The sequence below is a fragment of the Leptolyngbya sp. FACHB-541 genome (assembly GCF_014695875.1).
Taxonomy (GTDB): Bacteria; Cyanobacteriota; Cyanobacteriia; order Elainellales; family Elainellaceae; genus JAAUTN01.
In genome coordinates, this window is sequence record NZ_JACJPC010000089.1 from 40,812 (window position 1) to 54,130 (window position 13,319).

Consider the following 13,319-nt stretch of genomic DNA (forward strand, 5'->3'; position numbering starts at 1 on the left):
GTTGTACGGTGAAGGGGACACAACCTTTCAAAAATTAAACAAGTTTCCTATATGATGCTTCTCATCTTTGCAATCTGAATTGAGCCTGTCATGCCAGACCTTCACGTTTCCTGGGCAGATTACTACCAAAAAATTGAGCAACTCGCGGTCAAAATTCACCAGTCCGGTTGGAATTTCAACCAAATTATTTGTCTCGCTAAAGGTGGACTACGAGTTGGAGACGTTTTGTCTCGCATCTATGACAAACCCCTGGCAATTCTGGCAACTTCCTCCTATGGTGGTCCCAATAATCAAGTACGAGGCTCAGTCACCTTTTCTCGCGACTTAACGATGACAACCGCCAATCTAGGCAGCCATGTTCTGCTGGTTGATGATTTAGTCGATTCAGGTGTGACTTTAAAGCGCACTCTGACTTGGCTCGATCGCCACTACGGGTTTTACACCGACGAAGTGCGAACTGCCGTGTTGTGGTACAAAGAATGCTCGGTCATTGCTCCTGACTACTACGTTGACTATTTGTCTGACAATCCCTGGATTCACCAGCCGTTTGAGGGGTATGAAAAAATTAGCCCAGCAGAACTGGCTGCGTCTTTTGAAGCGGAATCTTAACTGTGAAAGTCGTGCCTTCCCCAAGCTGGCTGGTAAAGCTGATCTCCCCCTGATGGCGCAGCACACACTGCTGGGCGATCGCCAGTCCCAGTCCTGTTCCTTGAACGGCCTCGACATTGCCAGCCCGGTGAAATAGCTTAAACAAATGAGGCTGATCTTCAGGAGGGATACCAATTCCGCGATCGCGCACCGTGAAGGTAGCTATCTGCTTGTGGCAAACTAGCTCAAAATCAATGGTTTGTCCGGTTTTAGAGTACTTCAGAGCATTTGAGAGGAGATTGATCAGAATAAAGCGTAAAAGCTTTTTGTCTACACACGCTGGTTCGCCATTCATTTGACTGGTGAATGTGATGACCGGACTGCTGCCTTCTTCTGGCTGCATCTCTGCTGTAATCTCACGACAAAACTGCTCTAGATCCAGTGAAATTGGATTGAACTCCAACTGTCCAGCTTCTGCCTGATTGGCAACCAAAACATCCTCAAGCAACTGCGTCATATTCTGAATTGCAGTCTGCATTCGGCAAAAATATTGCTGCTTTTTCTCTTCGGTTATTTTTTGCCCATAGTGTTCTAGCAACTCCGTAGAAGTTTTGATTACAGTCAACGGAGTTCGCAGTTCATGGGAAACCATCGCGACAAAGCGAGATTTGAGTTCACTCAGTTCTTTCTCCACCTGTAGAGCATGACGCATTTCATTTTCTACCAGTTTGCCTTCACGAATTAACTGCTCACGGGTACGGATGCTGGTAATCATCAGGTCAAATACCTTAGCAAGAATGTCCATCTCATCTGGGAAGCGGCTTTGCCGAGAATAGGACAGTCCCTGCTCATAGTTTCCTGCACCGATGAATTCGGCTGATTCAGTGAGCTTCGTCAAATGTTTCGTCAACTCGCCCGACAAAATGTAGACCAGCACGAAGATGATGCCATAGGTGGGAATGAAGGAGATTAAGAACTGGTGGCGAATTGCTTGTTGAACTTTACGCACCTCATCAAAACGAAAATCAACTCCCAAAGCGCCAACCTTTTCACCTTGTAAATTAGTAATGGGTGCGACTCCAGAAATCCAGGTTCCCCATTGATCGGTGAAGGATTCGGTGCTGATCGTCTGACTGGATAGCCCCTGGTAAAGAATTGAGCCTTCGGTTGACCCTTCCTCTGCTTCAACGTCGTAATACTGAAGGAATTTTGCTCCGTCGATCCTATGGTTAATGGCACTGCCGCTACCGATAAAAAAGATTGCCCCTGGTTCTGGTGCGGCTACATAGGTGTAGGTAAAGGCTCTTGGTTCAATGCTCTCTACGGTTGCCAACCACCTGACATGTTGCCAATAACGTAAGTCATTGCTGTAGCCATCTTCTCTACGTTTTCCTTCCCGGTACAAAGATAAGAATGTGTCGCCATTGACCTGGTTAGCCGCAGCCGTTAGGGTACTAGCCAAATCATCCTTGATATGGGAGATGGCTTGCTCTGTTGCAAGGCTATAGGCCCGATAGAAAACCCCTGCCCAGACAGTCGCAAACGCCAAACTGCACCCCACTAACAATTTTGTTCGTAGGCTAATAAATTTTGGTTTTTTAGGAGTGGGTGTAACAGTAACAGTGTGAGGCTGACGACCAAACCACTGAAGAGGTGACATATTTGGCCTTGACATGATGAGAAAAGTCGATCCGTTTGATAGAACTTTTTGAATGGAAATGAACAGCTTTCAATTGGGTGATGGTTTTGCCGCTGCTCGTCTCACTCCACACGAGGTTGAATCGGTCTAGCTTCAAGCTCTAGAGTTGCTGGCTGTATCTGTTTATTATTCCCTCTGCTTTTCTGCTCGCTGGTCAAAGGGATTGAGAGTTCTCAAAAATTTTAAAGAAATTTCAAGACAATCTCTAAAGCTCAGCTATGTTAAGCAATCAGTCAGTAATGTCAGGAAAACGATGAAGAAGCCATGAAGAGTATAGGAAGGAGAGCGATCGCCTATGGAAATTCTCTAACATGGCTGGAACAACTCCGTAGTCTTCTTTGTCAACCTATAAGCAGATTCATGAAGCTTGCATAAAATAGTTGATATACTGTGTGGAATTACGCTGTAGTAATTAGGACATCTGCATCCTTTGACCACTTAAAGTACGTAATTGCTTGAGATGCCCCTCTAACATCCAGCAAGTACGAGTATCAGCAAATACAAGGACAGATGGCTTGGTACGTTTCACCCTCCTTGAACTATCGGTTGACTGTTTCGATACCTTCCTCACACCTTTTACAGTGATTTCTGGAGCTGAGCATGCAAGACAAGAGCGATCGTTACCGGGTTAAAACGGTGCCAACGCTCACTGGTACGAAGCGAATAGGCAGTTATCTAGTCGATGCGGGTTTGTTGACCGCTGGTCAAATCGAAGTCGCTCTCAACGACCAAAAGGTAACTGGGATGCGGTTTGGTGAAATTTTGGCCGCGCGTGGCTGGGTCAAACAGCAAACCGTTGACTATCTGATGGAAAAAATTGTGGTGCCAGAGCGCCATTCCTTTAAGCAACGGGTAGGTCAGTCAAAATCTAGAACTGATGGGCTGAGCGCAAACCAACCTTCCAAGGCAGCCGGGGATGAAATTTCTTTGCCACCTCGCCTTTCTGTACCGGGTCGTCAGTCTAGCTCCACCGAAGGGCAGTCTTCTGTCCGCAAAGATTTGCCGATCTCTAAGCCTCTACCCTCAGTGGGGACTTCTGATGGAGATGTGAATTGGGTCGGATAGGTAATTTAATTTTTGATGAAGCTAAAAAATCCGAAAAGGAGTGCAGCATTGTTTGTCCTCCTTTTTTGTTAGACCTTCTGCACGAATGGAGGCGCGCCTTCATTCATGCTTCAAGAAAGGACTCATGCAGAGAGTCTATTGAGTTTGAGTCAGTTTGAGAAGAGCCATAACCAAATGGGGAGTGTTAGCAGTAAGCCCAGTGAGCCGACGGCTAATGCTGTTACCGTTAACTCTCGGTCAAGATTGTAGGCTTCAGCAATCACTAGAGTTGCGAAGGCTGGAGGCATGGACATTTGTAGGACGATCGCCAATTGAGGTGGTCCTGTTACCCCAAAGTATGACAGCCCAAACCCGACCATTAAGGGGACAAGCAGCATTTTGATGCCCAAGCTGATCGAGGCGGGTTTGACGCTTTGCCATGAGGTGAGTTGGCTCAGTCGCATTCCTAACAACAGTAAAGACAGAGCAATGACCGCCCAACCGCAGCCCTTTAATGCCTGCTCTGCTAGCTCTGGTAATGGAATAGTGCGGAACCCCAAACCCAACCAAAAACTCCATAAAGCAGGGTTCTTCAATAGGGCTTCAATCAGTAGTCGTTGCCCCTGTCCGCCCATACCAAATCGGGCTGCTAGCGCAACCCCTAACCCATAAGCTCCCAATGTACTGCCGAGGGTGTCATAGAAAATCGCCCAAGCAAAATACTGCGGTCCAACTAGTGCTAGCGAAACGGGATAGCCCAGGTATCCTGTATTGCCTACCATTGCTGCTAATAAAAAGCTGCCTTGAGTAGGTTTGCTCCAGTTTGCTTGGGGCGATCGCCTCTTGCTCTGTGCAGAATTTCTCTGTGTAAAATTTCTCAGTGCAGAATCTGCCTGACTGCCGCTGTGCCGAGTTTGCTGTTGCTGCCAGTGTTTCCAGTGCGATCGCCCTTGTATCCAAATCCAGGCTAGTCCTCCTCCTAACAGCATCGCTGTCCAGGCAGCAATGGGAGCTAGCCAAACCGACTCAGACAAATCTGTCTGACGTAGAAAAGATACAATGCTAAGCGGCACTCCAACCCAAAACAGGAACTTGCCGAGAAATAGGGGAACGGCTTTAGGCAGCTTGTACCCCAACAGGACACCCAGACCAATCCACCCGATTAGGGGAACATAGAGTTTTAACAGACTTATTTCCAGACCCGGCATATTTATCAGAAGTTAAATTAGGTTGGGGGTGCCTCAGTTTACAATCGCTTCTACAATCACTAATGTGAGGACTTCTAAGTATGGGAGTTGGTCTGTGAATAATGCGGGTTCGCCCAGAAAGCCTCCAGGGCTATCGGCTCATGGAGATGATATTCCTGAAGCATTGCGCGAAACTCCTGCTCTTAAGCCTAAGCCGACTCGTTCTGGCTGGCGGCTGTTTTGGTGGGGATTTATGGGGTTTGCGATCGCCCTCATTGCAGGTGGTCTGGCGGCCTGGCTGACTCAGTCGATCAGCCCTGGTTCCCTCACTGGTGGTGCAGCTATTCCTCTACAAGCTGGGCTCCAGACAGCTCTGGCTCCCGCTGGCACTCAGTCTTCTGATTTGCTGCTGGGGCACCTCCCCTATGAGGAAGCACCCGAAACAGAACTAGCACCCATCACTACAGATGGCAGCATCCGTTTGCGGCAAGCGGCGGCGGAGCGGTTTACTGAAATGAGTAATGCAGCTCGTGCCGATGGAGTTGACCTGGTTACCATCTCTGGTTTTCGTACCGTTGAAGAACAGCAATATCTGTTTTTTGGCATCCAGGCTGAACAAGGGCAGGCTTCAACCGAGCGAGCTGAGGTCAGCGCCCCACCAGGTTACAGTGAACACCATACAGGTTACGCGGTTGACGTAGCAGATTCCTCTCAACCAGAGACAGATTTAGAGATCAGTTTTGAAAATACACCCGCCTTTAAGTGGCTCAAGGAAAACGCTGCTTACTTCAATTTCGAGCTATCTTTCCCTGAAAATAATCCTCAAGGGGTTAGCTACGAACCTTGGCATTGGCGCTTTGTGGGCGATCGCGACAGCCTCGAAACCTTCTACAAAGCCCGTACCCCGACTGCCAGATTGGGAAGCTAACCGATGAGTCAAACTGCTCTAAATCTAATTGCAATCACAATTTTTACCCTGGTGATGTCAAGTTTGCTAGGACCACTGGTGAACTTATCACCCGTGGTGCCTGCGATCGCTGTTTTTGGGCTATTAGGGGCAGCAACGCTGGACACACTGAGTTGGCAGGGGCGTGGGGGTACGCTGCTGCTAGATTGGCTGGCTCGCTTTTCACCCCAACACCGAGAGCGGGTCATTCATCATGAAGCTGGGCATTTTCTGGTGGCTCATCTTCTAGGAATTCCAATCACGGGCTACACCTTAAGCGCCTGGGAAGCTTTTCGACAGGGACAACCGGGTCTAGGCGGTGTGAGTTTTGACAGCCAGGAACTCAATGCAGAATTGGAAAAGGGCATACTTTCTGCTCAGTTAGTAGATCGCTATTGTACGGTTTGGATGGCAGGAGCGGCGGCTGAGAAGCTAGTTTATGGGAATGCCGAGGGAGGCGCTGACGATCGCCAAAAACTACGCATCCTCTGGACACAGCTTAAGCAACCCCTGAGCGAATGTGAAACCAAGCAGCGCTGGGCATCTTTGCAAGCACGATCGCTACTAGAAGTCCACCGCTCTGCCTATGAAGAACTAGTGATTGCGATGACTCAGGCTGAACCCGTGAGTAAATGCTACGAGGTAATTGAGCAAGTAGCCATCAAGTAAAAGCATCGTTCTAGATGTCCCTACGTGAATGGGGGCACGGCGAAGCCGTGCCCCCATTCGCTTCAAAAATGACCCAATTTAGTTGAATAGGTCTAAGTCCAGTGCTTTAGAGCCACCTTTTTCGAGCTGTACAAGAATACTGCTGAGTTGATACCACACCAAAAGGCTGATGAAAGCGGTAAGGGGAAGAGCGATCGCATACGCTAACCAAGTAGGGAAGCCAAAAATCTCCAGCCCCGATGAGAGAAACACACAGGCTCCGATGCCAATTCCGACAAAGGGCACAAGCAGTTGAATTCCCTGTAAATTTGCTAAAGTACGAGTCGAGCGATTTCGTGACCACTCCTGGACTGCCTGCTCAAGCGTCGTCTTAAAGGCGATTCCAGAGGCGATTCCAGCTAGAAGACCGGCAAATAGCAGGAAATAAGGCGGAGAATAATAGTATAAGGGTACGGGCACGGGGTAGATCCTTAAAAATGCGAGTAGTTTGTCTACTTAATGATTTGCCCTGTTCTGAAATCCTGAGAAGGCTGCAAAGGTTGGAAGTAGAGCAACTTCCTCAGTAGATAGTCCGGTCAGTGCTCCTAAGGCTGCGTTTAATAAACGCGAGGGCTTAAAGTCTGGTTTGATCAAATTCCACAGCCGTCGTACTTCGTCGGTGTGCAGGCGATCGTCTTCAACTAATGCCAAGACAAGTTGCCGCCTCAAAAATTGACCTTCATCAGACAACAGGTATTGTAAACCTAATTGAGCCGTTGGCAATATGTCGAAGTTTTGGTCAGAACGGGCGATCGCAATCAGATCCTCTAGGCGCTCCCACTGGAACTTGCCATTCTTAAACAAGATCTCAATCAGCCTGCGCCGTAGTTCAGGCGATTCACCGGTGAGTAGCCGTCGAGCCACATAGGGGTAGGCAACCTCAACAATTTTGAAATTGGGGTTAAGGCTAAGCGCCAGACCTTCCTGAGTTACCAAAGAGCGGATAATCAGCGCAAACTTAGCAGGTACCCGAAACGGGTATTCATACATCAGTTCAGAAAACTGATCAGTAATAGTTTTGAAGTTAAAACTGCCAACGCTTTCCCCAATTGCCTTACCCAAGACCATTTCTAGAGCTGGGACAATTTCCCAAATGTTGGTTTGCGGTGTAAGGAAACCAAGCTTTACAAAGTCCTCTGCAAGTTCGGGGTAATCTTTATTGACGAGATGAACCAAGGAGTCAACCAGCGTTTCTTTCATCTCCTGGCTGAGTTGATCCATCATGCCAAAGTCGATATAGGCCATCCGACCATCTGGCATCGCAAACAGGTTGCCAGGATGTGGGTCAGCATGAAAGAAGCCAAACTCTAAAAGCTGCCTCAGCCCCGAAGTGACCCCAATTTGAATCAAGGTATCTGTATCTAGACCAAACTCCTGAATTTTCTGCATGTCAGTGAGCTTAAAGCCGTTGATCCACTCCAGTGTCAGGACATGAGTGCTGCTGTAGCGCCAATAAATGGCAGGAACCTTGACGTTAGGATCATCCTGAAAGTTGGCAGCAAACTTTTCGGCGTTTCGTCCCTCGTTTAGATAATCAATTTCCTCAAACAGTTTGATACCAAACTCATCCACAATCAGAGTCAGGTCATGCCCCAAATTTAGAGGCAGCCAGGGAGCAATCCAGCCCGCTGCCCAACGCATCAAGTACAGATCTAACGTCAGAGTTGGCAGCAGGTTAGGACGCTGCACCTTAACCGCTACTTCTTCGCCGCTGTGCAGCTTAGCCCGATAGACCTGCCCTAAACTAGCAGCAGCAATAGGTTCTGGCGAAATCTCGCTAAAAATTTCACTGATAGAACGGTTTAGCTCAGTTTCGACAATGGGAAATGCTTGAGCAGTAGGGAAGGGAGGTAGCTGATCCTGCAGTTTGATCAGCTCTTCCAAAAAGTCTTTACGAATAAGGTCAGGTCGAGTGGAGAGCGCCTGACCAACTTTGATGAAGGTTGGACCCAATCGGGTCAACAACTGACGTAGCTGAACGGCACGCTTAGACTTATTTGCCTCAACTCGGTGCTGCCACTCATCCCACTTCAGTCCCAGTATGAATCCAGCAAACGCTAACATAACCATCAGAGAACGCCACCAGGTTTTCCAGGGACGGTAGCGATAGTGTTGGGCGATCGCGCCCGCATCATAGCGTCTCAGCCGATTTAATGGATGCTGACTCACGCCTCTCTATACCTCTCAAACTGGGGATTTGCGATTTAGGTTTTGCGTAGACTAGACTCAATATCTGCTGAGGCATTGTCTCACTGACATTGCCTGCTAAGACCCCGTGGGGCGTTAAACACCAGCCACCACCTATGAGAGACCACCCTACGACAGCTACAGTTCCAGGCAGTCTACAGGGGGGCAGAAGACAAAGTCATAAACCTAAATCCCTTTAGATTGCCCAGCTTTTCTTTTATTAACTATAGTATAGAAAACTACAAATATTTTTATTGCTTATCGGTTCACTCATTAATTTTTGTAACAAGTTAGCATTTGAAGACGCTAATTCACAGTGGATTCGTGTGGGCAGTGCAAAGGTTTTGATGAAGGCTAACGTAGCGATCGCCTCATCCTGCCGCTGACCCAATCCACAATAAACGTAAGGACAACAAAACTACTCAATGTCACGATGACACTGCTGTAATCAAAACTGCTCAACTGCTCAGTCAACAAACGCCCCAATCCGCCAGCGCCGACCAGCCCGACAATGACAGTTTCTCGCATACAGACCTCCCAACGGTAAAGAATGTAAGCCAGGAATCGCGTCATTGTGGTGGGCAACACGCCATACAGAAAAACCAGGGAGGCAGGCGTTCCCTGCGCTTTCAAAGCTAGTAGGGGTCGCTGGTCCAGGTTTTCAGTGACTTCTGCCATCAGCCGACCAAGAATTCCCAGGTTATGTAACCCCAGAGCGATCGCCCCGGGTAATATTCCTGGAAACAGCACAAATAGCGCCACTAGTGCCCAAATTGGCGCAGGCACTGCACGAGCAATCAGCAGAACCGATCGGGCGAGCAGCAGCATTCCCCAGGCAAGCAGGCGACCTGATCGGCTGGACTGTGTAGGATTGAGCAATCCACCAGGCAAGAAGAAGTTGTGAGCCGCTGGAAAGGAAAGCAGAATTCCGCCGATGCCTGCTGCGGCGATCGCCAAAATCGACATCGCCAAAGTTTGCCATGAGAGCGCTAGCAGTTGAGGAAGCTGCTCTCCATCAAAGTTGGGTGGCAGGGAGGATTGAGTGATATCTGCCAAGAGCTGCATTGTGCGCGGTGACCACAGCTTGCTGAAATCGGCTGACACATACCAAAAGCAGAAAGGAATGAGCAACACTGCTCCCAAACCTGCTACCATCACCCCGCGATCGCGGGGTTGTCGCTGTTGCTTAGGCATAGAAACTTGATCAGCTGCATTTTGAGTGGGATGGGACTCTTGCCCGCCCGAACTGGTGGAATAACCATCCCGCAACCCCTCTAATTCCTGGCTCTTAGATCGATTGTCCCGCCGCAAGTTTAAATCTAGGCGATTAGGTGACCCTAGACGATGACGTAGGACAGCGCTGGTGAGATCGACAGTCCCATTCAACACAAACAGCGCATAGAAGAGTGTCCAAAGTTGCTCATAGCGAAGGGACTGAAGGCTGAGCAAAATCTGGTAGCCTAACCCACCTGCACCGATGATCCCCAGTACTGCCGCTGACCGAATCGAACACTCAAAGCGGTAAAAACTGTAGGAAAGCAAATCTAGAAATGCTTGGGGTAAGAGACTGTAGGTAAACGCAGTCAGCGGCGCAACGCCACTGTTTAAGAGCGCCATCAACGGTTGACGGGGCGTTTCATCTAGAATTTCGGAGAACACCTTGGCAACGATCGCCCCGTAGGGAATGGCGATCGCCACAATTGCCACCAGTGGATCTAAGCCAAAAATATTGATTAAAAACAATCCCCAGATCAGTTCGTGAATTGCCCTGGGTATTGCTAAACCTGCTCGAATCGTCAGCCAAATTGAACGTTGCTTTGCTTGGCGAGGAAAGACGGACTGCCACCATACTTCTGAGACGAGCACACCACCGACTAACCCAAACAGCAGACTAAGGCACGTTCCACAAACCGCGTAAGCCAGTGTGACGACTATGGCATTAAGGGTCAAACGCAAAAACTCTGGGCTGAGGTCGGGCTGTACGCTAGCTTGGAAAAATCGCCCCAGTTGGGACAATCCACCCAGGTTGAGCCAGTCCCGCTGAAACAGTCCTGCTTGGTAAAGGGAAAGGGCGATCGCCCCTAACGCAACCAATCCCCAAATAGCACGCTGATTTAGCAGTGAAGGACGTGATAGCGGCTGATCCATGCCTTTACTCCTTCAGCCGATAGAGGGCATCGATCATTTCAGCCGAAACAGAAGCGGGTGGTGCATCAAAGAGAATTTTGCCGTTTCGCAGCCCAATGATGCGATCGCAATGGCTCCTTGCTAGTTCGACTGAATGAAGGCTGGTTACAAGTGTCTTACCTGATTCCTGCACCAGAGTTTGCAATAAACTCATTACCTCCTGGCTAAGTGCTGGATCAAGGCTAGAGACAGGTTCGTCCGCCAAAATTGCTAGCGGATCTTGGACTAGAACTCGTGCGATCGCCACCCGCTGCTGCTGCCCTCCTGAGAGCTGATCTGTTCGGGCATAGAGCTTTTCGGGAATGCCAACTCGATGCAAGGCGGCAGCGGCAGTTTTCACCTCCAGCGGGTAAATCAGGGACAGGGCAGCCCGCCAAAATGACCAGCGCCCCAAATGACCAGCGTTCACATTGTGAATCACTCGCAGGCTATCAACTAAATGAAACTGCTGATAAATTGTGCCGATCTGTCGCTGAACACGACGCAGTTGGCGAGAAGAGAGGCAACTGAGATTTTGTCCTAACGCCCACACTTCTCCTTGACTGGGCAACAAAGTTCCATTGAGCAAGCGCAATAGCGTGCTTTTCCCGGCACCACTTGACCCCACTAGTGCTACCCGTTCACCAGGATAAATTTGCAGGTTAATGTCATCGAGCGCCAGGAAATGTCCAAACTGCTGAGTCACTTGTCTCAGTTCAAAGATGGGATCTGAGCTCATTGAATCTTGCCGATCGCCCGCCCAACGTCCTCAATCTGCTGATAGTTAGAATTCTCCGTTTCGATAAACTGATTTGCACCAAACAACTCTAAAATTTCCTTTTGCTCCGGCACATTGGGGTCAAGCTTCAGCAGTGCTGCCTGCACCTGCTCGACAAAGTCTTCCCCATAACGCTCTTTGACTTGGGGGTTGATCACCCAGTGGTAGTCAAAGTATGCGGGCGATCGCCAGATCACATCCACCTTACTCAAATCAATATCGCCTGCCTCAACCCGGCTCTTCCAGACTTGCTCATTAAGCACACCAACTTCATACGTGCCAGCTTCCACAAGCTGGATTGTGGCATCGTGTGATTGTGAAAAGCCAACTTCTCCACGGAAATCTTCCAGGCTCACACCTGCTTGTTCCAGGAAGTATTGCGGCATCAGCCGACCCGACGTAGAAGACTCACTGCCAAAGGTAAACGTTCGCCCTTTGAGGTTGGTCAATTCATTCAGGTCATTGAGTGGAGCAATGCCAGTATTTTTGTTGGCGATGAAGACACTGTGAAAGTCAGCATCAATGTCACGCTGGGCGATCGCCTCCGATCCCTCAACCTGCAACCGAGCCTGCACCCCAGTCAATCCGCCAAACCAGACCATGTCTAAGTCACCTACTCGAAAAGCTGTGACCGCTGCTGTGTAGTCCGTGACGGGCTGATATTCGACAGGCACCCCCAACTCTGCCTCCAGATAATCTGCCAGCTTGCTGTAAAGTCGCTGGAGCTTTTCTGGATCTTGGTCAGGAATCGCACCTGTGACAAAGGGTTGGGTAACAGAGTCTTGTGGCGATGAAGCTGTCTCTGAACCAGGTGAACAAGCAGCCAAGGGCAGCATCAGCACCAGCAGAGCAGACAGCAATATTCTTTTCATTAGCGCACCAATCTTGTTTCTTTAGCAGAAATAAACCAAGAGTTGATGGTATCGCTAAATCTACCAGAATAGGATGCACCGGGAGGGGAGCAAACAGGAAGGCAGACAGAATGTGGGTCACGCAAACTGTATGTCAGCCAGACTATAGGTGAGGGGAATTATCGGACAAGCTTTCAAGCTGCAACATTACCTGAAGCACCCGTTCAGTTTCTGCGGCTGTAACAAACCGCTTGAAAAGTTGACGTGCGTTCTTCTTCTGGCGTAACGTTGCCCGGTTATACCACAGCCAAAACAGATCTCTTGGGCTAATGCAATCAGGAATGTCGCACATGATGAGGTTGCACTATTAAGGTCGTACTTCCACCAGAACTATTTGCAGAATGCCCGATAATCTTCAGTTTTTATCCCTCAAAAGCAAGAAAACCCTGATTATCAAGGGATCATGAAGCTCAAAGGCAAAGTTGTGAACTAGGTACTGGAAGCGATTACATCTACACCTGTAAGTTGACTGAAGCGGTGTACAAACTCAAAGCCATGACTTTCAGCTACAACAGTACAGCCGTAAAGAACAATCTTTCCGCTACCTGTGGCAGAAAAGGAACTGCACCAGTCTTGTAAATCCCAAGCGTAGCGATCGAGGTTGTGGAGTCCCAGTTTAGTACTGCCCAGACAGAGGTGGTTGGATGTTCCGCTAGAAATGATGTGAAGTCCAAAGATTTCAGAATGTCGATCAAGGATTTGGGTGATTTGCTCAACTCCATCTGAGTCGGGATTGAGCAAAAACTTCTTGGTTTTGATTTCAGTCTGCTTCATCCAGGCGCGGTGGTTCTCAATACTGGGATCAACGATCACTAGCTTCTGAGGTGACTCTAGGATGGAGGATGGGAAATAAAGCGCGTTGCCATGTAGGTCTTTGACGGGTAGCGATCGCTCCAAGATATCGGTGCTACATGCCGCACCCTGTCCGTTTGCTGAAACCATAAGATTAGAACTCCAGATTCTTGTGAGCGAAGCTTGGCTTGGTGTCAGACTGAAAGGCTTTAAAGCAGCTTCCAGTCTGGTTTAGAAAGTAAGCTAACAGAAGTGACTTTGCCTTCGAAATGCAGGAAATACGCAGTCTTTGGATGGTTTTGTAGGACTTGCA

13 protein-coding genes are annotated in these 13,319 nt (G+C 48.9%); 4 read left to right on the forward strand and 9 right to left on the reverse strand.

Going from position 1 to position 13,319, the window contains the following annotated elements:
- The first annotated feature begins 90 nt into the window (after positions 1-90).
- Entirely contained in the window at positions 91-609 is a 519-nt protein-coding gene (locus H6G00_RS18965) for a phosphoribosyltransferase (protein WP_190644715.1), read from the forward strand.
- Here H6G00_RS18965 and H6G00_RS18970 read toward each other — a convergent pair.
- Positions 566-2,248, reverse strand: coding sequence for a HAMP domain-containing sensor histidine kinase (locus H6G00_RS18970; RefSeq protein ID WP_190644714.1), 1,683 nt, complete (start codon positions 2,246-2,248; stop codon positions 566-568). The genes H6G00_RS18965 and H6G00_RS18970 overlap by 44 nt on opposite strands.
- A 639-nt stretch (positions 2,249-2,887) precedes the next feature.
- Between H6G00_RS18970 and H6G00_RS18975 the strand changes: the two genes are divergently transcribed.
- On the forward strand, positions 2,888-3,352 hold the full coding sequence (locus H6G00_RS18975; RefSeq protein ID WP_190644713.1) for a hypothetical protein: 465 nt from the start codon (positions 2,888-2,890) through the stop codon (positions 3,350-3,352).
- Between the two features lie 149 nt (positions 3,353-3,501).
- Here H6G00_RS18975 and H6G00_RS18980 read toward each other — a convergent pair whose 3' ends face one another.
- Complete coding sequence (locus H6G00_RS18980; protein ID WP_190797934.1) at positions 3,502-4,539, reverse strand: AEC family transporter; 1,038 nt, start codon at positions 4,537-4,539, stop codon at positions 3,502-3,504.
- Between the two features lie 94 nt (positions 4,540-4,633).
- Between H6G00_RS18980 and H6G00_RS18985 the strand changes: the two genes are divergently transcribed.
- Both H6G00_RS18985 and H6G00_RS18990 read left to right on the forward strand, forming a co-directional pair.
- A complete protein-coding gene (locus H6G00_RS18985) occupies positions 4,634-5,446 on the forward strand; it encodes a M15 family metallopeptidase (protein WP_347278202.1) in 813 nt (270 codons plus the stop codon).
- 3 nt (positions 5,447-5,449) lie between these two features.
- The gene (locus H6G00_RS18990; protein ID WP_190797935.1) at positions 5,450-6,133 is read left to right on the forward strand and encodes an ATP-dependent Zn protease; all 684 of its coding nucleotides are present in this window, start codon (positions 5,450-5,452) and stop codon (positions 6,131-6,133) included.
- Between the two features lie 78 nt (positions 6,134-6,211).
- Here H6G00_RS18990 and H6G00_RS18995 read toward each other — a convergent pair whose 3' ends face one another.
- From H6G00_RS18995 to H6G00_RS19025, 7 genes are all read right to left on the reverse strand, one after another.
- Entirely contained in the window at positions 6,212-6,592 is a 381-nt protein-coding gene (locus H6G00_RS18995; RefSeq protein WP_190644710.1) for a hypothetical protein, read from the reverse strand.
- A 36-nt stretch (positions 6,593-6,628) separates the two neighbouring features.
- On the reverse strand, positions 6,629-8,341 hold the full coding sequence (locus H6G00_RS19000) for an AarF/ABC1/UbiB kinase family protein (protein ID WP_347277721.1): 1,713 nt from the start codon (positions 8,339-8,341) through the stop codon (positions 6,629-6,631).
- A 372-nt stretch (positions 8,342-8,713) separates the two neighbouring features.
- Positions 8,714-10,507, reverse strand: a complete 1,794-nt coding sequence (locus H6G00_RS19005) for an ABC transporter permease subunit (protein ID WP_190797936.1) — start codon at positions 10,505-10,507, stop codon at positions 8,714-8,716.
- 4 nt (positions 10,508-10,511) lie between these two features.
- Complete coding sequence (locus H6G00_RS19010) at positions 10,512-11,264, reverse strand: phosphonate ABC transporter ATP-binding protein (RefSeq protein ID WP_190797937.1); 753 nt, start codon at positions 11,262-11,264, stop codon at positions 10,512-10,514.
- A complete protein-coding gene (locus H6G00_RS19015) occupies positions 11,261-12,175 on the reverse strand; it encodes a putative selenate ABC transporter substrate-binding protein (protein WP_190797938.1) in 915 nt (304 codons plus the stop codon). Before H6G00_RS19015 ends, H6G00_RS19010 begins: the two co-directional genes overlap by 4 nt.
- A 142-nt stretch (positions 12,176-12,317) precedes the next feature.
- The gene (locus tag H6G00_RS19020) at positions 12,318-12,506 is read right to left on the reverse strand and encodes a hypothetical protein (RefSeq protein ID WP_190644706.1); all 189 of its coding nucleotides are present in this window, start codon (positions 12,504-12,506) and stop codon (positions 12,318-12,320) included.
- A 137-nt stretch (positions 12,507-12,643) separates the two neighbouring features.
- Positions 12,644-13,156 carry a DUF4347 domain-containing protein gene (locus tag H6G00_RS19025; RefSeq protein ID WP_190797939.1) on the reverse strand — a complete coding sequence of 171 codons (513 nt, stop codon included), beginning with the start codon at positions 13,154-13,156 and terminating at the stop codon, positions 12,644-12,646.
- Positions 13,157-13,319 lie beyond the last annotated feature (163 nt).